Origin of the sequence: Brevibacillus sp. LEMMJ03 (assembly GCF_007197875.1) — a bacterium.
Classification (GTDB): domain Bacteria; phylum Bacillota; class Bacilli; order Brevibacillales; family Brevibacillaceae; genus Brevibacillus; species Brevibacillus thermoruber.
In genome coordinates this window covers 393,956-412,618 of sequence record NZ_VKJN01000002.1, presented here as the reverse complement: position 1 = coordinate 412,618, position 18,663 = coordinate 393,956, and the positions used below count along the sequence as shown (strand labels likewise).

Annotated in this window: 22 protein-coding genes; 15 read left to right on the top strand and 7 right to left on the bottom strand. The window is 58.6% G+C overall.

The features are described 5' to 3' along the window. Positions 1-55 precede the first annotated feature (55 nt). Positions 56-502, bottom strand: coding sequence for a helix-turn-helix domain-containing protein (locus FOI68_RS04600; protein WP_029097883.1), 447 nt, complete (start codon positions 500-502; stop codon positions 56-58). Between the two features lie 231 nt (positions 503-733). Between FOI68_RS04600 and FOI68_RS04595 the strand changes: the two genes are divergently transcribed. From FOI68_RS04595 to FOI68_RS04585, 3 genes are all read left to right on the top strand, one after another. Next, entirely contained in the window at positions 734-1,081 is a 348-nt protein-coding gene (locus tag FOI68_RS04595) for a sigma-70 family RNA polymerase sigma factor (RefSeq protein WP_143862462.1), read from the top strand. After that, on the top strand, positions 1,078-1,242 hold the full coding sequence (locus tag FOI68_RS04590; protein WP_143862483.1) for a helix-turn-helix domain-containing protein: 165 nt from the start codon (positions 1,078-1,080) through the stop codon (positions 1,240-1,242). Before FOI68_RS04595 ends, FOI68_RS04590 begins: the two co-directional genes overlap by 4 nt. Before the next feature lie 315 nt (positions 1,243-1,557). Further along, positions 1,558-2,214, top strand: coding sequence for a transglycosylase SLT domain-containing protein (locus tag FOI68_RS04585; protein WP_029097881.1), 657 nt, complete (start codon positions 1,558-1,560; stop codon positions 2,212-2,214). 54 nt (positions 2,215-2,268) lie between these two features. On the opposite strand, the gene FOI68_RS04580 is transcribed toward FOI68_RS04585, so the two are convergent. After that, positions 2,269-2,721, bottom strand: a complete 453-nt coding sequence (locus FOI68_RS04580) for a hypothetical protein (protein WP_143862461.1) — start codon at positions 2,719-2,721, stop codon at positions 2,269-2,271. 249 nt (positions 2,722-2,970) lie between these two features. Here FOI68_RS04580 and FOI68_RS04575 point away from each other — a divergent pair, with 249 nt between their 5' ends. From FOI68_RS04575 to FOI68_RS04560, 4 genes are all read left to right on the top strand, one after another. Continuing rightward, a complete protein-coding gene (locus FOI68_RS04575; RefSeq protein WP_143862460.1) occupies positions 2,971-3,417 on the top strand; it encodes an ArpU family phage packaging/lysis transcriptional regulator in 447 nt (148 codons plus the stop codon). Positions 3,418-3,510: 93 nt separating this feature from the next. Continuing rightward, a complete protein-coding gene (locus tag FOI68_RS04570) occupies positions 3,511-3,705 on the top strand; it encodes a BhlA/UviB family holin-like peptide (RefSeq protein WP_143862459.1) in 195 nt (64 codons plus the stop codon). A 1-nt stretch (position 3,706) separates the two neighbouring features. After that, complete coding sequence (locus FOI68_RS04565) at positions 3,707-3,976, top strand: N-acetylmuramoyl-L-alanine amidase (RefSeq protein ID WP_143862458.1); 270 nt, start codon at positions 3,707-3,709, stop codon at positions 3,974-3,976. Positions 3,977-4,056: 80 nt separating this feature from the next. Further along, a complete protein-coding gene (locus tag FOI68_RS04560) occupies positions 4,057-4,512 on the top strand; it encodes a hypothetical protein (protein ID WP_143862457.1) in 456 nt (151 codons plus the stop codon). A 223-nt stretch (positions 4,513-4,735) separates the two neighbouring features. Here the strand turns inward: FOI68_RS04560 and FOI68_RS04555 are convergent, their stop codons facing one another. After that, positions 4,736-5,509, bottom strand: a complete 774-nt coding sequence (locus tag FOI68_RS04555; RefSeq protein ID WP_143862456.1) for a sulfite exporter TauE/SafE family protein — start codon at positions 5,507-5,509, stop codon at positions 4,736-4,738. Between the two features lie 202 nt (positions 5,510-5,711). On the opposite strand from FOI68_RS04555, the gene FOI68_RS04550 reads away from it, so the two are divergent. Further along, positions 5,712-6,182 (top strand): hypothetical protein, encoded by a 471-nt coding sequence (locus FOI68_RS04550; RefSeq protein ID WP_255433361.1) that lies wholly within the window; start codon positions 5,712-5,714, stop codon positions 6,180-6,182. Positions 6,183-6,286: 104 nt separating this feature from the next. On the opposite strand, the gene FOI68_RS04545 is transcribed toward FOI68_RS04550, so the two are convergent. The 3 genes from FOI68_RS04545 to FOI68_RS04535 form a co-directional block, all read right to left on the bottom strand. Next, on the bottom strand, positions 6,287-6,724 hold the full coding sequence (locus FOI68_RS04545) for a Dps family protein (RefSeq protein ID WP_044897439.1): 438 nt from the start codon (positions 6,722-6,724) through the stop codon (positions 6,287-6,289). A 284-nt stretch (positions 6,725-7,008) separates the two neighbouring features. Beyond that, positions 7,009-7,341, bottom strand: coding sequence for a hypothetical protein (locus FOI68_RS04540; protein ID WP_143862455.1), 333 nt, complete (start codon positions 7,339-7,341; stop codon positions 7,009-7,011). Between the two features lie 212 nt (positions 7,342-7,553). Then, on the bottom strand, positions 7,554-9,254 hold the full coding sequence (locus FOI68_RS04535; protein WP_143862454.1) for a methyl-accepting chemotaxis protein: 1,701 nt from the start codon (positions 9,252-9,254) through the stop codon (positions 7,554-7,556). A gap of 128 nt (positions 9,255-9,382) precedes the next feature. Here FOI68_RS04535 and mobA point away from each other — a divergent pair, with 128 nt between their 5' ends. Beyond that, positions 9,383-10,012, top strand: coding sequence for a molybdenum cofactor guanylyltransferase (gene mobA / locus FOI68_RS04530; protein WP_143862453.1), 630 nt, complete (start codon positions 9,383-9,385; stop codon positions 10,010-10,012). A gap of 359 nt (positions 10,013-10,371) precedes the next feature. Here the strand turns inward: mobA and fdhD are convergent, their stop codons facing one another. Then, a complete protein-coding gene (gene fdhD, locus FOI68_RS04525; RefSeq protein ID WP_143862452.1) occupies positions 10,372-11,175 on the bottom strand; it encodes a formate dehydrogenase accessory sulfurtransferase FdhD in 804 nt (267 codons plus the stop codon). Positions 11,176-11,563: 388 nt separating this feature from the next. Between fdhD and FOI68_RS04520 the strand changes: the two genes are divergently transcribed. The 6 genes from FOI68_RS04520 to FOI68_RS04495 all read left to right on the top strand — a co-directional run bounded on the left by FOI68_RS04520 (position 11,564) and on the right by FOI68_RS04495 (position 18,654). Then, complete coding sequence (locus tag FOI68_RS04520) at positions 11,564-12,835, top strand: L-lactate MFS transporter (protein ID WP_143862451.1); 1,272 nt, start codon at positions 11,564-11,566, stop codon at positions 12,833-12,835. A 48-nt stretch (positions 12,836-12,883) separates the two neighbouring features. After that, positions 12,884-13,249: a Na-translocating system protein MpsC family protein gene (locus FOI68_RS04515; protein WP_029097871.1), complete on the top strand. Its 366-nt coding sequence runs from the start codon at positions 12,884-12,886 to the stop codon at positions 13,247-13,249. Positions 13,250-13,593: 344 nt separating this feature from the next. Continuing rightward, positions 13,594-14,853: a molybdopterin molybdotransferase MoeA gene (locus FOI68_RS04510; protein WP_143862450.1), complete on the top strand. Its 1,260-nt coding sequence runs from the start codon at positions 13,594-13,596 to the stop codon at positions 14,851-14,853. 3 nt (positions 14,854-14,856) lie between these two features. Continuing rightward, positions 14,857-15,369: a molybdopterin-guanine dinucleotide biosynthesis protein B gene (mobB, locus tag FOI68_RS04505; protein WP_143862449.1), complete on the top strand. Its 513-nt coding sequence runs from the start codon at positions 14,857-14,859 to the stop codon at positions 15,367-15,369. Positions 15,370-15,521: 152 nt separating this feature from the next. After that, positions 15,522-17,306, top strand: coding sequence for a M3 family oligoendopeptidase (locus tag FOI68_RS04500; RefSeq protein ID WP_143862448.1), 1,785 nt, complete (start codon positions 15,522-15,524; stop codon positions 17,304-17,306). A gap of 385 nt (positions 17,307-17,691) precedes the next feature. Next, complete coding sequence (locus FOI68_RS04495; RefSeq protein ID WP_143862447.1) at positions 17,692-18,654, top strand: metal-dependent hydrolase; 963 nt, start codon at positions 17,692-17,694, stop codon at positions 18,652-18,654. Positions 18,655-18,663 lie beyond the last annotated feature (9 nt).

The window sequence follows — 18,663 nt, the reverse complement described above, 5'->3', positions numbered from 1 at the left end:
CTTGATACGGAACGTATGTTCGTTTTTCAGACGGAAAGAATGCCCCGTCACGGGGCTACTTTTCCTTTTTGATCTCCTCCGTGATGGCGTACAGGGAAGGAGAACGGCTTTCTTTCACATGATGGGGCTTCATTTGCTTTTTCAAATCGTACCAGTATCGGCGAATCTCTTTTTTCTCTTCTTCGGACGCTTCCAAATACCCGTCGAGAAAATAGTAGTCGTCAGGATCGTCGATTTTTTCCTGAAGCAGCTCGTCCAGTGTCCGCTCGCGCCTCCGGTCGTCTGCGGCGGAAGGGGGAAGCGGCTCGTCCACTCGCCCGAGCAGCCAGTCCGTCGAGACGTTCAGAACGTCCGCCAACTGGGTCAGCATGTCATTGGGCGGCGAGCTGTGATTGTTTTCGTAGTTGCTGATCGTTCCCTTGGTCGTCCGGACCTTTTCCGCCAGTTCTTCCTGCGTCAGTCCTTTAGCCCTGCGGGCCGTTCGCAAGCGCTGGGACAGCATGGACCATCCATTCCTTCCTGTAAGGTAGGTACAAATATATTGTACACAACTGGAGATAAATAGGAAACATGATATAAAAATTTTGTACTTTTACGTTGACATACAAGACTCTTGTACTATATGATGTGAATATCTTCTAAATATAGGAACATATGTTCTGTTTTGGTTGTTGCAGGTATCCATATTTTTCCTACTTGAGTGAGAGGATGGCTGAAAAGGGGGAGGATTTCGTTGAAACAGTGGCCGTTGACGGAGGAAGAATGCCGCAAGGAGCTGCGACGAATCGCTTGGCGCATCCAATATCACGCCAAGAAGTACAGAAAGAGAGAATGCCTGGGCGCCGAACGCGTTGTGGCCTTGGCTTCCGTGGAACATGACGTGTCCGCGTTGTACGTCCGGGAGATGTTGGCCGCAATTTCGTCGGACAAGGGAAGGTGGGTCGTTCAGCGCGTGATCCTGCACGGGTATACCGAAATGGAAACGGCTCGCGAGTTGGCCATGACGCAACAGGGGGTGCACAAATGCAAAACGAAAGCGCTGCACCAGCTTCGCACGCGTCTGCAGCATTTGAGCGGATGATGGACGAGGCCCAGAAGGGAAACAACGAGGCGCTGCTCCAGCTGTTGGAATGGTTTGAACCGGAGATTCACGCGCTCGCCCGGTTTATCAAAATGCCGAAAGAAGACAGCATCCAGGAGATCAAGGCGCAGTTTATCGCGTTTATCCGCGAGGGAGACTGACCGTACGGATGCTCGGACAGCTCGGTTTTGATCTTCCGGTATACGTCATAAGTCTGACCGATCCGAGTATAGACGGCGGACAAGCCTGTCGGAAAAAGGCTGCTTAAAAAGCCCATTTCCCAAGAAAGAACCGGCTGCAGGAGAGTCGGTTCTTTCTTTTTTCGGTTGCATGGCGGTTGTTGGTTTGTACGCGTTTTTTCCTTCCAGAGTGAAGGGGAAAACAAAACAGGCAGAGAGGCTGGGGATAGGCCTCGTCTACCCTGTATCCCTTTTGTTTTCTCCTCCATCCATCTGAACTGAATGGGGGATCTGGAAATGGGAAGTTTGCAATCATGCGGACCGTTCGACTGCGCGAAATACGGTTCCCGCACCTTATACAACATCACGTCGTCCGCCATCCAAAAATGGCTGCCGCAGGCGAATGCGGCGGGGAAAGCTTACGGCATGAACCCGGCCACTCTTTTGGCGCTCGCCTCTGTCGAAACCAACGGTAACCCGACAGCCATTGATCCGACCGGTTCGACGTATGGCATTGTGCAAATCGGCAGCGATCACTTGAACGCGTATAATTGCGCCCACGGCACATCGTATACGTTGAACGACCTTATTGGCAAGGGGAACATCGTGAAGGACACGACCACCGCCGTACAGGTATCGTTCAACATTCTCGCCCAATACCTGAAAGCCATGACGACCAAAACGAGCAGTTTCAAACTGAGCGCGACGGGATGGAACGGGGCCATGTGCGGATACTCGGGCTCCATTGCACCGTACGGCAGCGGCTGCGGCAACTGGCCCGTTCCCACCAAGGCGTCCGGCTATGGTGAAGCGGCATACAAGCTCGCTTCCGCCTACAGCCCGTGGTGGATCAATCCCAATACGGGTCAGGCCAGTTCGTTTTACTTCGGTGATTTGCAAGAAGCACCGAGCGGGGCTCTACCCGTCTACACGACGGTTTGTTTTGGGCCGTAAGGAAAACGCAAGGCCGGGAACTGATGTTTCCCGGCTTTTCTCCTCACCACGCAGCTAGTCGGAGGCTGTTTGTTTTTGGATGAGAACGGTCACCGTTTTGGTTGGCGCATGCGGATATGTCAATTCCAGCGTATAGTGATCCGGTTTGGCATTCGGAAAGGGGACCAACCTACCCACGGGAAAATGGACGGTAAAGGTACCGTCAGGATTGACAGGATAGTCAAACGCGTACATCATATGCTGCTTGTAATTCTCCTGACCGCCATACAATCCGATTTGAAGCGATTTACCCGGTTGCACGTAACCGTCGATTTTACCCGCAACGGTGATTTGGTTTTCGGGAATCGGCAGTTTGAATACGCTCCGTTCTTGAGGGGACAGAATGACGATTTCGGAAGCCGCTTTTTCTTGGGAGGCAGCCGGTTCGTCCGCTCCTGTTTCCGGAGACTCGGGGGAATAGAGACCACTTACCACTACACATAGCGCAGCGACAATCTGTACGAGCATCTTTGGTTTTCGCACCTCGATCCATATATGGTAGACGACGCTTGCAATCCTTTCCAAAAAAGAGACGTTCCTGCATCCGGTAATGTTTCTGCTTCGCGCAAAAAACATGCATCGAAAGAGCCCTCGAAAGGCTCTTTTCTGTTTGGAAGAAAAAGGGAAGTCCCCGGTTGTTATTGGGCCGTGATGTTTTCCTATAGAAGTGAAGCGCGAACGTGCAGGCGCAACCTGTTTCGGAAAGGAGTGGCGGCGATGACCGCTTGGCGTGTCTTGACCCCGGAAAAGATTGACTGGCCGGCTACGCAGCGCAACGTGAAAAAGGCGCTGGATCTCGCCCGTGATTTGATTCGAATGGGCTTTCATCCCGGATTGGAGGTGCGGACGACGTCTGTCCTGCACGGCACCCCCGGTTCCGTGACCAACCGCTTTCGCAGCAGCACGGAGGAAATCGCCGTGCGAAACGCGTCCATCGAACGGGAGCGAAGGGCGTTCGTCGAGGAAGTGCTCGCGGCGGTGGAGCGGCTGCCCGCCCGGGAGCGTGAGCTGATTCTGACGCGCTGGTTTGACAGGGAAGATCGGACCGATATCGAGACCTACATTATGCTCAACATGACGCACGCGTCGTACTACCGGACGAGGAGCAAAGCCTTCCGCAGCCTGGCGTATGCGTTGGGCGTGGAGGTGTACGCGGCGGACTGATACGCGGTTGACACGGTTTTGCGACAGAGCTGATACACCTTTTTCCAAACGAGGTGGTAGGATGGCATTGTACACAGGAAGGAGGAAGGCGCCATGGAACAAACCGTCTTTGACTCGCTGATCCAGCAGGGGCCGTTTGCGGCACTCTTTGTTTGGCTGTTGTTCTACGTGATGAAGACCAACCGCGAGCGGGAAACCCGGCTGCAGGACCTGTTGGACAAGTTCAGCGACAAATACGATTTGATCATCTGCGAACTACGCGAAATCAAGGACAAGGTGGCGGAGTGAGATGGAGATTCGCGAGATGCTGCTCACCAACAAACGGTCCGCCCCCGGCGTCCGGATCACGCCCAAAGGGCTGGTGATCCACTGGACGGCCAACGAGGGGAGGGGGGCGGACGCCGTCGCCAACCGCCAATACTTCAACAGACCCTCCACCCAGGCCAGCGCCCATTACATCGTGGACGACACCCAAACGGTCCGCTGCATTCCCGAAGACGAGATGGCCTGTCGCGTCGGTGCGGGAACGAATGGCAAGTACACGTTTGTGATAAAATAAAAAAATTGTTGCAGAAAACTGCGACGGCACTCCAAGTCATGGGCCCTTGTTCAACATGGAAATACATAACGGAGGCACTAATGGGACAATTACGAATCGTTAGAGAGTTAAGGCTGAAGAACCTGGAATTCTTCTTAATCACGGATGGTTATGCAGGACCGAAGATTTGTCATATGTTGTTCCTGGACTATAGAAGACCCAGTACACTGAAAGATTTCCCATTTTTAATCGGCATTGAGGATGAAGATACATTCGGAAGAGCAAACTTTATGAAAGTTATTATCATTTCTGATTCGGATCTGGATGAGCATTTGAAAGAAGAATTGGAGATAATCGCATCGGGCTTTTTAGAGAACAAACCCGATTGTCATTGGGTAATGGAGTATGAGATCGCTTCTATAGACCCCAAACACGTTGGACTAGGCGAAAATATAATCTCCTCTATTAAGCCCATCTTATCGAAACACAACTTCTTATTGGAATACGATGATATTCCACAGCAACATTTTAATTACTTATCGCAGGATATCCATTAATCGGGTAACGGAAGAGAAATGGAGTCCCCCTAAAAAGTAATAGTATCCCTTCCAAGTAGACAGGAAAGAACAAGCTCCCTTACTGTTAACTTGGAAGGGATTTTCTATGGAAAATGCACGAATGCACCCGCTAACGTATTGATCGGTTGACCCAAGGGGTTTTTCCGATGGCAATGCGAAGGGAGCACTCCAGCCGTTGCGAGGCCCCCTGTCACGTTCCTCGTCATATCTGAATGATCTTAATCCCGCTGATGATGATAAACACCGAAATGACGTAGCGCAGCAGGGCGGCAGGCATCTTGCAGGAGAGCATGCTGCCCATGAGCACGCCCGGCACGGAGCCGAGCAGGAGCGGAAAAACCGTGGCTAAGTGGACGGTGCCGTAACTCATGTGGGTCAGGCCGGCGGCGGTGGTAAGCAGAAACGCGTGGGCGATGTCGGTCCCGACCACTTCCTTGCCGGTGAGGTTGAAAAAGTGCATGAGGGCAATGGCAAAGAGCGAACCGCTGCCGATCGAGGTCAAGCCGACGAGAAAGCCGAGGGCGGCGCCGATGACGATCAGGATGGGCCGCTTCTGGCCGAACGTCACCTGCTGCCGGCGGTTGAGCGCGGGCTGCCGGCGGTCAAGCAGGTTTTTCGCCAGCATGGCGAGCGGGATCAGGATCAGGGCGAAGCCGAGGATCTTCTTCAGAATCAGGTCGGCTCCGTCTACGTGACGATGAACCCAGTTCATCAGATGGACGGCGGCGATGGCGCTGGGAATGCTGCCGAGAGCGAAATACAGCACGATAGAGAAGTGAACCGTTTTCTGCCTCCAGTGCTGCCAGGTGCCGAACACTTTGGTGATGGCGTTGTAGACGAGATCGGTACCGACGGCGATCGTGGGCTGAATGCCCAGAAACAAGAGAATGGGGGTCAACAAGGCGGCGCCGCCCACCCCGGTCAGTCCCACCAAAAGCCCCACCAGCAGCCCGACAATAGTCAAGTGAAAATCCATCAGATAACCATCCTCTGCGTACACGAAAGTAAATGCCTATCAACAGGATAAGCAGACGCCCACGGAGCGTGAGCCTAATTTGGCAGATCTGTTTTCTCCGTCTTCAAAGGAGGGCGGGTACGCGAAAATCTCCAATTTTCAAGCGGTCGGATTTCTATTATGATAATGAATAGAGAGACTAATAAGAAAAAGGGGAACGGGAATGGCGTCTATTTTTGATGAACGCAAAGCCTTGCACATGACGCTGCAGGGGTTGTTGGAACAGCGTGCCGCACTGCGGCGACAGTACGTGGATCAGGACAAGCAATTGGGATTGGACATCAAGGAACTGTTGGCCCGGATCAGGGAGCTGGACGAGCGTGAAGGCGCCCGCCAGAACGCAGACGTGGAGGCGACCGCGGCCGAGGAGATGCCGACGGAAGTGCTGGAGCATTTGCGGAGCAGAAAGACGCATACCCGTCACGATTACGCGGCCGTGGCCGAACAGGTGGAAGCCATCTTGCGGGAGGCGTCGGCGCCGCTGACGCTGATGGATCTGTGCAGCGAGCTGAAAAAGCGGCACGGCGTGGAGTTCGCCAGTCCGTATATCGGCATCCAAAAAGCGTTGAAGCACCTGCCGCAGGTGAAAGTGGACAAGGACGGACGCAAACTGATCTTTTCCCTGAACCGGTAAAAAACAGCCGCAAAAAGGGCGTCGTGCGGCAAGCACGGACGCCCTTTTTGTGCATGGACGGTGTCGGGGAGCAGCGGTTCGGGAAGCGGCCGGATGGCTGGAGGTTAGCGCAGAAAGGCTTTCAGCATCCAGACGTGTTTTTCCAGACTGCTGCGGATGGAGAGCAGCATGTCGGCGGTCGCTTCATCGTCCGCTTGTTCGGCCGTTTTGATGCCGTCCTTCAGTTCGTCGACCAGCGTCTGGAAATCGTCGATCAGGGTCTCGACCATCTGTTCGGTCGTTTCGATGCCGGATGCCTCCTCGACGCTGGCGTCCCGCAGACATTCCCCTAGTGTGGCGATCGGTTGGCCGTTCAGCGTCAGGACGCGTTCGGCCAGTTCGTCGATGCGGGCGGCCGCTTCGTTGTAGAGCTCTTCAAATTTGGCGTGCAGCGTGAAAAAATGGGGGCCTTTCACGTTCCAGTGATAGTTGTGCAGTTTCATGTGCAGGACGGTCCAGTTGGCAATTTGTTTGTTCAATACGCTGTGAACCTGATTCGTCATGGTTTATCCGCTCCTTAATTAGAATTATTATTTTTTAATACTTATTATAAACAATAGTCCTATTTTGTCAATGCCTTTCAGAAAATCAACAGGGACTTTTTTCCACGTGAACCCATTTCTTCACTCGATGCTCCCCGCAGCGGGCGGGAGCGAAGCCAACTCCGGCAAACAAGCGACCAAGGGCGGTCAGCTTGCCATCAACGGCAGCCGCGGATGAGGGCGGTCACAATGCGAAAAAAGAAGCCGGGAAGGCTTGGGAAAAAGACGGCCGGAACACCGTGATTTCACGTTATCGACGCAGGGGCTGATTCTTCCCCAGGCTGCTCTTCCTGTTGGCAAACGCGGACCCAAAACGGAAGCCCGGGCTGTCCACCCGAGCTTCTTTTTTTGCGTGACACGATTGCGGCCAGCTTTTCACGTCCGACCGGACCCGGTCGTACAGCTTGATCGCGCGGCCGATGTCCGTGATGCCTGCCGTGTGCTTCATCGTACGTGCCGGTACCGGCGATGATCGTCATCCTGTCGCCGACGATCTTCGTTTCGATCTGCAGCGCCGCCGCCGAGATGGCCTCTGCCACCTGCTGGGCGATGGCAGGGAACTTGCGCCAAACGCTCACGCCTCTCCCCTCCCGCGCGCGGCCCAACCGGCTGAAGCGACATTTCCGGACGGCTGTAACACCCGTTTGCATCCGAACAGTTCAACGTCTCCACGTGGAAAAATTGCGCAGCAGCGTTCCTGTACCCATTCGGTTGAGCGGGGGACAACCCCTCTCGATTTTGGGAATATTCCAAAATAATCGCCGGGCATTGGCCGGGGGCGAGAGGAGGGTCAGGTCCGAAAGCGGTCGGTCAGGCTTTGCAGCTCTTCGGCCATCTTCGCCAGTGTCTGGGCGGACCGGGCGACTTCCTGGATGGACGCGAGCTGTTCTTCCGACGAGGCGGAGACGTTTTGCGCCTTGGCCGCCGATTCCGACGCGATCGACGCGATGCCGGACACCGCCTGCGCCACCTGTTCCGAGGAAGACGACATCTGTTGAGCGGCTGCGGTTACCTGCTGGATGTCGGCTGTCAGGGTGCGGATTGACTGCTGGATCTGTTCAAACGAGACGCCTGCTTCGTGCATCACGCGGATGCCTTCCGAGACTTCCGCGCTGCCGACCGCCATCGCGTCCACGGCTGCTTCGGATTCCCGCCGGATGCTGTCGATGAGCGCGGCGATCTGCTGTGTGGCTTCCGCCGACTGTTCCGCCAGTTTTCGCACCTCGTCCGCCACCACGGCAAAGCCGCGTCCGTGTTCGCCCGCCCGCGCCGCTTCGATGGCGGCGTTCAAGGCGAGCAGATTGGTCTGCTCGGCCAGGGCGGTGATGACCTCGGTGATCTGGCCGATGGAGCGGGAGCGCTGCCCCAGTTCCTGGATCGCCAGCGCCAGGCGGTTCATCGTCTCGTAGATGCTGTTCATCTGGTCGACGGCCTGCCGGATCGCCCTGTCTCCCTCCCGTGTCTGCTCGGCGGTCGCGTCGGCCACACGCGAGACGTCCTGGACGTGGGAGGCGATGCTGCGGGCGTTGGCGGCGATTTCCTCCATCGTCTGCAGGCTGCTCTCCACCTGGTGAAGCTGGTGGTCCGCCCCGGCGGCTACCTCGGTGACATTTTCGGCAATGTGCTGGGTCGCCTGGGTGATCTGTTCCGCGCTGGAAGAGAGGTTGTCCGCGGCCGAAGAGACGTGGAGCGCGGTGCGGGAGAGCTGATCGGCCAGTTCTTTCAGGCTGCTGCACATCGCGTTGCAGGAGGCGGCGATGCGGCCCACCTCGTCAAGGGAGTCGTCGGAGACGGTCCGGGAAAAATCGCCGCGGCCGGCGTGTTCCAACGCGTCGCCGATCCGGACCAGCCGTTTTTTCAGATGGCGGACGAACAGGAAAACAGCGAGCAGCGCGACGGCAAATCCGGCCAGGAGCGTGCCGGAAAAGTAGGTCATAAAGCGGCTCTGGACGGCATCGATCAGCGATTGGGACGCCCCCACGTACCAGATGCCGATGATCTGGCCGCGGCCGTCCTTGATCGGCTGGTAAGCGGCCTGGTACTGCCGGCCGACCACGTTGGCTTCGCCGAGGAAAATCTGCCCCTGCTTCAGGACCGTCTGGGCCACCGCGTCCGACACTTTGGTGCCGATGGCGCGCTGGCCATCTTTGATCACGTTGGTCGCCACCCGGGTGTCGCCGAGAAAAATGGTGACCGTGTCACCGCCGGTCAACCGGCCGATTTCATCCACAAGTGCGTCGTTTCCGTTGATTTTCGTCTCCCCTTTGTACAGCACGCCGTCGCGGACCGACCATTCTCCGGGGTGCTTCGCCTCCAGGTAGGCGTATCCCAGGGCCAGGTCGCCTTTGGCCTTTTCCAGGGCAGCCGACTTGATGCCCGATTCCAACTGCCGCTGTGCCACGACGAGGATCGTACAGGACAGGAGCAAAAGAACGGTGAGAAACAGCAGGTTTAATTTGCTTCCGAGCGAAAGTTTCCTGACGATGTTCACGGTGAACGATTTCCCCTCTCTTTTGCAAGGCTACTGGTATTATCGAACAAAAAAGTCAGAAATTTAGAGTTTTTTTTACTCTCGGTTCATATTAGAATATAACTTTTAAGGTGAGGGGAGTGGTGGATATGGGTGTGTTGACAATCGGCGGGGTGGTGCTGGCGGGAGGCCGCAGCAGCCGGATGGGGCGGCCCAAAGAACTGCTGGGCTGGAAAGGGGGCACGCTGATCGGACACGTGGTCAGCGAAGTGACGGCGCTGAACCTGCCCTGTCTGATCGTCTCCAACGCCCCCGACCGGCTGCCGGGGGAAGTGACCGGGCTTTCAGGGGTAAGCGTGACCGGTGACCTGGTGCCGTCCGCCGGTCCGATCAGCGGAATCGTGACGGCGTTTCGCGTGCGCCGGGAAGAAGCGCTGCTCGTCCTCTCCTGCGACCTGCCCTTTGCCGACCGGGAGCAGATCGGCCGCCTGCTCGCCCATGCGGAGCGAACGGAGGAATGGGATGTCGTGGCGGCGCGAACGGACGGCCGTCTTCATCCGCTGTTTGCGCTGTATCACAGGCGGACGCAGCCGATGTGGGAGGAGGCCCTGCGGTCAGGACGGCATCGGCTGATGGAGGTGCTGGAGCGGCTGCGGATCGCGGAGACGCCGGCCGGTCTGCTGGACGACTGGGCCGCCTACAACGCCAATACGCCGGAAGAATACCGGAAGGCCCTTGCGGAACAGCACGCGCGGGAAGCGGGGCGGAAGCCGACGTGACGCGTGAAAACCCCGGCAAGGCCGGGGGTACAGACTGAAGACAAACCGATTGCATCGAAGGAGAAGCATGTTTCCAGGCAGAGCGACTTGTGAGCCCTACCGAGCGGAGCAGCGATTTGCGGGAAAAAGGAGCGCCACCTTTGAATGGGCTGCGTAGCAATGCGGCTTTGGCGATCCCCCGCAAATCGATGCGGAGCGTGCAGTCTGTTCTTCCCTGCTGGGCGTTGACTGGGCCCCGCCGAACGCGAGCGTTAGCTTGTGTTCGGTGGGTAAAGCACGGAGCGGATGCCGGAAACGTGCTTCTCCCCCCAGCAGTCACGTTGTTTACACACTGAACCCCGGCAAGGCCGGGGTTTTCTTCATTCATCGCCAGCAGCGATCCGCTCCGCATGCGTGTACACGTTCATCTTGCCGTGGCGGACGAAGCCGACGGCGGTGATGTTCAGCTCCTCCGCCAACTGCAGCGCCAGGTCGGTGGGCGCCGATTTGGAGAGGATGATGCCGGCGCCGATCTTGGCCGCCTTGAGCAGCACCTCGGAGGAGATGCGGCCGCTGAACACGAGGATTTTGTCCTCCGTCGGCAGGTTTTCCCGCAGACAGTATCCGTAGATTTTGTCCAGCGCGTTGTGCCGGCCGATGTCGGAGTACCGGAGCAGCGTCCGCTCCGGCGTGCACAGCGCGGCGTTGTGCACGCCGCCCGTGCTGCGGTGGATGTCGGACGACGCCTGCAGCTCGTCCATCAAGCGGAACACCTGCTCCGGCGTGACGGTGACTTTGCCCGCCACCGGTTTCGCGGTTCGCGCATCGCTGAAAAAGTAGAACGACTGCCGGCTTTTCCCGCAGCAGGACGTGATCCGCCGCTTCGAGTAAAAGCTTTGCGACAGCCCGGTTTGCTGATGCAGATCCACGTAGGCAAAGCCGCGGCTTTCGTCAATGGACATCTGCTTGATGTCCGCGTATTGCCGGATCGCCCCCTCGGCGGCGAGAAAGCCGACGACCATTTCCTCCAGGTCGGCGGGGGTGCAGACGATCGTGGCAAACTCTTCGTCGTTGAGAAAAATCGTCAGCGGGTATTCCGTAACGATCTCGTCGTCTTCCCAGGCGAGCCGGTCCTGCCCGATCTTCAGCACCGGCCGTCTGATCGTGCGCATCAGGTTTGACATAGAAGCCTCCTTGCCGTTTCATGCGGGGTGTAAAAAAATTTTGAAAGTAATGTATTGTCGAGTAAGCGCTCACATGATAGTATACTATGTGAGGTTTTAGTTGTCACAAAAAATTCACCTTTACTTGCAACAGTTCACAAATAGACACGGGATAGCGCACCTGTCGCCGGTTTATTTGTGACACTGCCGGAAGTGAATAGCAAACACTTGCTGTTGATGCTGAAGTAGCGACCCTGCTGATGATTAACTGCCGTGTTTCATCTGTTCCCTCCTCGGGGCCAAAGCGTGGACGACGAGGAGAACCGGATGGATGCGGCAGTTTTTCTTTATGCAAGAGCCTGTTCGCGTTTGCGGACGCTCTTTAAACCCTTCAAAGGAGATGAATCACATGCAGGAAAAAGTGAAGAACCGCTGGCTGATCGCTGCGGCTGCGGTGGGGATCCACCTCTCCATCGGTTCGGTGTACGCCTGGAGCGTATTCACCAAGCCGATCATCAACCAATTTGGCTGGGAGCTGTCCGAGGTGCAGTTCACGTTCAGCATCGCGATCCTGTTCCTGGGGCTGTCGGCAGCGTTCCTCGGCCACTACGTGGAAAAACACGGTCCCCGCAAATCGGGCACTCTTTCGTCCATCTTTTTCGGTCTGGGGATCGCCGGGTCCGGTCTGGCCATCCACTTGGAAAGCCTCCCGCTGCTGTACCTCTGCTACGGCGTGTTGGGCGGCATCGGTCTCGGGGTCGGCTACATCACTCCCGTTTCCACGCTGGTGAAATGGTTCCCGGACCGCCGCGGGCTGGCCACCGGTTTGGCCATCATGGGCTTTGGCTTCGCCTCGCTGGTCGCAAGTCCGATCATGCAGGCGCTGATCGTAAGCGTAGGTATCGCCAATACCTTCTTCATCCTGGGGGCCGTCTATTTTATCGTCATGTTTGCTTCCGCTCAATACCTCTCCCCGCCGCCGCAGGGATGGGTGCCGGAGGGCTACTCGGCTGAAGAGGGAAGCGGCAAGCAGATCAAGAAGGACCTGTGCCAGTTGACGGCCAACGAAGCGGTGAAAACCCGCCGTTTCTACCTGCTGTGGCTGATGCTGTTCATCAACGTGACCTGCGGCATCGCGGTCATTTCCGTCGCGTCGCCGATGGCGCAGGAGATCGTGGGCATGTCCGCGGCGGCAGCCGCGACGATGGTCGGCCTGAACGGCCTGTTCAACGGGGCCGGCCGGATCGGCTGGGCGTCCCTGTCCGACTACATCGGCCGTCCGAACACCTATACGGCGTTTTTCCTGATTCAGCTCGTCCTGTTCTTCCTGCTGCCCAACCTGACAGTGCCGGCTCTGTTCATGGGCGCGATGTTCATCATCATGACCTGTTACGGCGGCGGATTCGCGTCCATTCCGGCCTATATTGCCGACCTGTTCGGCACCAAGCAGATGGGCGCGATTCACGGATACATCCTGACGGCATGGGCAGCGGCCGGTCTGGCCGGGCCGATCTTCGCCGCCTGGGTGCGCGACAGCACGGGCAGCTACACCGGCACGATGACCGTCTTCGCCGCCATGTTTGCCGTCGCCCTGGTCATCTCGCTGATCATCCGCCTGGATATCAAGAAATTGCGGGAGCAGGCGAAACAGAACGAAAACTCTGTTGAATTGGCAAGCTGATCAGTGGTAAAGTTTTAGTAAGAGAATTTTGTAAAGGTGACACCCTCGATGAATAAATACGAAGCTGAGTTCAGCAATTTGGTCAGAGCTTTCCGCAAGCGTCACATGGGCAAAGGCCCCAGCAAGATCGTGACCACGTTTTGCAAAAACTGGGCGATTTGCGAAATGGAGGGGAATCTTTCCCCGGTGGAAAAGTTCATTGCGACGGCTGATGAAGGCAAACAGATGCTCCGCGCGGCCCGTACGGAAATGGTAAAGGACATGTACCGCAAAAACCGGCCGGTCGAGATGGAGTCATTTCTGGGCGCAAACTTCGTCGATTTATTCGTCGATATTGACATTGAACGCGATTTTGGCATGTCCATTTTCGTCTTTGATCAAGACATCGAGAAAAAGTTTAAAAACGAGTCGTGAGTCTGCAGGAAGCAGCGACCCTGTTTGCCGGGCAGACAAGACGGCATTCGAAACACGCGCGTAGTTGGGACTTGGTAGCGACCCTGCCTGAGACAACCACCGTGGACATTCTCTGTCCGATGAGAAGGGACTGGTTCATGGGGGGTTGTCTTTTTTTCGTCCTGCGCTGCGCGCCGGAAAACGGGACGGAAACGGGGGATCAACGAGCCGTCAAGGGAAAAGGCGGGGGGCACGTGAAAAAGCGTGGACATGCGCGAAGAGACGCAGCAAGGAATCGGACGTAAACGCCGGCTGACCGGCGCGACATCAGGGAACGGGTTTCGAAGCAGAAGGAGGAACAGACGATGCACTTTCAGCGACAAACCATCAGCGTGGAGGAAGCGCTGCGCAGGCTGTTGGCGGGCCTGACGCCGCTTCAGGAAGAACAGGTAGGCATTGGCGAAGCGCACGGGCGGACGTTGGCCCGGGATCTCGCCGCCACGTGCGACATGCCGCCGTTTGACCGCTCGCCGCTGGACGGGTTTGCCGTGAGAGCGGCGGATACGGCCGGGGCCACACCGGACCGGCCGGTTCGCTTGCGGGTGCTGGAAACGGTCGGGGCCGGCCAGATCCCCCGGCAGACGGTAACGGCCGGAACAGCCGTCCGGATCATGACTGGCGCGATGATGCCGCCGGGAGCCGATGCCGTGATCATGTTCGAACAGACGGAGCAGCCCGGCGAGCTGCTGGAGTGGGTCGGGGTAAAACGGGCGCTTCACCCCGGGGAAAACATCTCCCGCCGGGGAGAAGAAATCGCCGCCGGCACGTGCGTGGCCCAAGCGGGAACGCGGATCAACGCGGGAACCCTGGCGGTGTTGGCGACGTTTGGCTACGCGCAGGTTCCGGTCGTCCGCAGACCGCGCGTCGGGTTGATTTCCACCGGCACGGAACTGCTGGACGTGGACCAGCCGCTCGAGCCGGGGAAAATTCGCAACAGCAACGCGGTGATGCTGTCCGCCTTGATCGCCGAGGCGGGCGGCATCCCTGTTTTGTACGGACGTTTGCCGGACGATCTGGACCTGGCCAAGCGGCACATGGCCCAATGTCTGGAGGAGGTTGACCTGCTGGTGACGAGCGGCGGGGTGTCAGTCGGCGATTTCGACGTGATGGCCGCGTTGGCGGACGATCCGGACGTCACCCTGCTGTTCAACCGGGTCGCGATGCGGCCGGGCGGACCGACAACCGCCCTCCTGTACCGCGACAAACTGGTCTGTGCGCTGTCGGGCAATCCGGGGGCCTGTTTTCTCGGCGCCGAGCTGTTCGTCCGTCCCGTGCTGCGTCGGCTGCAGGGAGACCGGGAGGCGGGCCTGCGCCGCATCCGGGCCACGCTGGCGGAGACCTACGACAAACCGTGTCCCTACCCGCGCTATTTGCGCGGCCGGTTGACGGAGCGGGAGGGAAAGCTGTACGTCGTCCCCGACCACAACGACAAGGCGGGCAACCTGGCGACGCTGGGCAAAAGCGAATGCTTCCTGATCATCCCGGCAGGCGGCAGGGGCAAACAGGCGGGAGAGACCGTCGACGTGATTCCCCACGCCGCGCCGGACTGGAGAGATGAGGCGTAGCGCATGGCGAACGAACCGATGGTGCTGCAGGTGGTAGGCTATTCCGATTCGGGCAAGACGACGCTGTTGACCCGACTGATTCCGCTGCTGGAGCAGACGGGCCTGCGCGTCGGCGTGATCAAGCACGACGGCGGTCACGATTTTGAATGGGACCGGCCGGGCAAGGACACGTGGCGCTACCGGGAGGCGGGAGCGTCGCTGGTGGCGATCGCCTCGCGGACCAAGACGGCAATGCTGGAGCTGAACCCCGTGCCGCTGCCTGTCCTGGTGGAGCGGATGGCGGACGCCGGCGCCGATCTTGTGCTGGTCGAGGGATTCAAGCGGGAGGACTACGAGAAACTGGTCGTGCTCCGCGAACCGGCGCACCGCGAGCTGCTGGAGGCAGTCACCCGGCCCGTGGCTGTGGCAAGCTGGGAACCGTTTGAGCACCCGGCGCTGCCGGTGTACGCCATTGACGACGCGGCGGGCATCGCGGCGTTTGTCCGCGCACTATATAATAAGGAAAGGACGCGTTGAGGCGTCCCTTTTTTCATACGCGGCGGCAGGCACCTAACATGCGGCAAGAATCGAGAGACCATTCGCGCCGCAGCAAAAATTGTTTCACGCAATCCGTGTCGCGGTGCACATCCGCGCGCTTGCTGCGCTACAATGGCGAGGGAGGGATCGATATGGAAAAACGTTTGCCGCAGCGCTGGAATCTGGAGGTGCTGTTTTCCGGCGGAAGCGAGTCGGAGTCATTTCGCGCGTTTCTCAGCATGTTGGAAGGAGATATTGCCGCTCTGCAGGCGCAGGTGAGCGCGGACCGCGTGCGGATGGACGACAAGGATGCGTTTGTCTCCATGCTGGCCCAGGTGCAGAGCATTGCCGTCCGGCTGAAGGAGGCGGGGGCGTTCGTCTCCTGCCTGACCGCCCAAGATGTAAAGGACGAACAAGCCAAGCTCCTGGGCGGACGGGTGAAAACCGTTGCCGCCTCATTTGCCGCGGCGCTGGCCAAATGGGAGGAACACCTGCTCGCGATCGACGAGCCGGTCTGGAACAAGCTGCTCGCCGCTCCGGAAGTGAAGCCGGTCGCGTTCAATCTCAATGAACGGCGCAGACGGGCGAAGGAAAAGCTGCCGCCCGCGCAGGAAGTGCTGGCCAACGACCTGGCCGTGGACGGATACCACGCCTGGCAGGATCTCTACAATACCGTCGTCGGCCGCATGACGATCGAAGTGGAGGTAGACGGCGAAACGAAGCGTCTCTCCGTCGGCCAGGCCGCCAACCTGATGCACCACCCGGACCGCAGCGTCCGCGCCCGCGTGTTCGCCAAATGGCAGGAGGCCTGGGCGCAGGAAGCGGAACTGTGCGCACAGGCGCTCAATCACCTGGGCGGCTTTCGCCTGGCGCTGTACCGGCATCGGGGATGGGACTCCGTGCTGCGCGAGCCGCTGGACATCGGGCGGATGCAGGAAAAGACGCTGGACGCGATGTGGCAGGCGATCGACAACCGCAAGGACCGGCTCGTCGCGTACCTGGAGCGCAAGGCCAAGCTGCTGGGCGTGGACAAATTGAGCTGGTACGACGTGTCCGCTCCGGTCGGCCGCCAGCACAAGAAGATGTCCTATGAGGAAGGCGCTGCGTTTATCCTCGAACAGTTTGGCCGGTTCAGCCCGAAGCTGGCCGCCTTTGCCCAAAACGCCTTCGAAAACGGGTGGATCGAGGCGGAGGACCGGCCGGGCAAACGGCCGGGCGGCTTCTGCACCAGCTTTCCGGCGAGGGGCGAGTCCCGCGTGTTTATGACCTACGCGGGCAGCCTGCAAAACGTGTCCACCCTGGCTCATGAACTGGGGCACGCCTATCACCAGCACGTCATGAACGATCTGCCGCCGCTGACGCAAAACTACGCGATGAACGTGGCGGAGACGGCTTCCACGTTTGCGGAAATGATCGTGGCGGACGCGGCGGTGAAGAACGCGGCCAGTGCGGAGGAGCGGGTGGCTCTCCTGGAAGACAAAGTGCAGCAGACCGTCTCCTTTTTCATGAACATCCAGGCCCGCTTCCTGTTTGAGAAACGCTTTTACGAAAAGCGGAAATACGGGCTGGTCAGCGTAGAGGAGCTGAACCGGCTGATGCTGGAAGCCCAGCGAAAGGCGTACCGCGACGCGCTGACCGAATACGAGCCGCTTTTTTGGGCGTCCAAGCTGCATTTTTACATCACGACCTATCCGTTCTACAACTTCCCGTACACCTTTGGCTATCTGTTCAGCCTGAGCGTGTACGCGCGCGCCCTGCAGGAAGGGCCGGCCTTTGCCGACAAGTACGACGCCCTGCTGCGCGATACGGGACGGATGACCGTGGAAGAGCTGGCGATGCGCCATCTGGGCGAGGACATCACCGACATCCGGTTTTGGCAGAAGGCGGTGGATCTGGCCGTGGCCGACATCGACGAGTTTCTCAGCCTGACGAAATAAAGCGGGGCATTTCAGCGCGAGCGGACGTCATGCCGACGACCGAAAGGGAACCGGTCCATGCCGCGCACATCCGCCAGGCCGACTGCCGGCCGCGGACGGGGAACCCTCGCCGGCGCTGCGATCTGCAGCCCCGGCGGGGGTCTTTTGTTGAAAAACCGTAAAGGGAACCGGCGGAATCTTTGACAATCCTTAACCTGCTGTTTATCAACAGACGATCGTTTTGTCGTACAGTCATGGTAGGGGGAAATGGCGTCACGAACAGAAGGAGGTCGGCGGATGGCAAACGCGGCGAACGGGATGGTGACAGGCCGCGCCGATTCGAGGGCACCCTGACAGAACACGAGACAAAGCACGAAGAACAGAGGACTGCATGGGAGGGATCGTAATGGATACGGGAAGCCATCTGTTGTTGGGAGTCACACTGGCCGGTTTGGCCCACGTCAATCCGGCTGTCGCCGAAAATCCCGCGCTCGCCCAGGCGTTGATGATCGCGACGATTGTCGGGTCGCATGCGCCTGATTTTGACACGCTGGTCAGACTGCGCGGCATTACCACGTACATCCGCTATCATCGGGGGATGACCCATTCCATTCCCGCCTTGTTTGTCTGGCCGGCGGTGATCGCCGTTCCGCTGGCGCTGGCATACGGATTGACGGATCACGCCGGACTTCTGTACGTGTGGACCTGGATTGCTGTCGTCTTCCACGTCTTTCTCGACATGCTGAACACGTACGGCGTCCAGTGCTTCCGGCCGTTTACGAGGCGGTGGGTGCACCTGGACGTGCTGGCCATTTTCGAGCCGTTCCTGTTTGCCCTGCATGGCGCCGCTGCCGTCTGGTGGCTGGCCTTTGCCGGAGAGCCGGGGCGCATCTTTCCCGCCGTCTACCTGATCTCCCTGCTCTACATCGGGCTCCGCGCCTGGCAGCACGGCCGCGAGGTTCGAAGGGTGAGGGCCGCACTCAGGCAGGAGGGGGTCTGTCACGTCACGCCGAGCTTTCATCCGTTTCGCTGGCGGTTTGTGATGGAGACGACGGAGCGCTTCTACACGGGCAGGATCGAATACGGGACGGTCATGCTGGAAGAGATCTACCCGAAGGAAAAGAGCAACGAGATCATCCAGGCCACGATGGGCATCGACGGCGTGCGGGCGTTTCTCGGGTTTGCGCAGCGCGTGCACGTCACCTGGAAGGAGATCCAGGACGGCTACGAGGTCACCTGGAGCGACGTGCGCTTCTGGTACGACCGGAAACTGCCGTTTGGCGTCGACGTTCGTCTGGACCGCAACCTGAACGTTGTCACCCACAGGCTGGGCTGGCGCAAAAAGGCGTGGGACCCGCCGTTTGTGTGAACGGGAGGC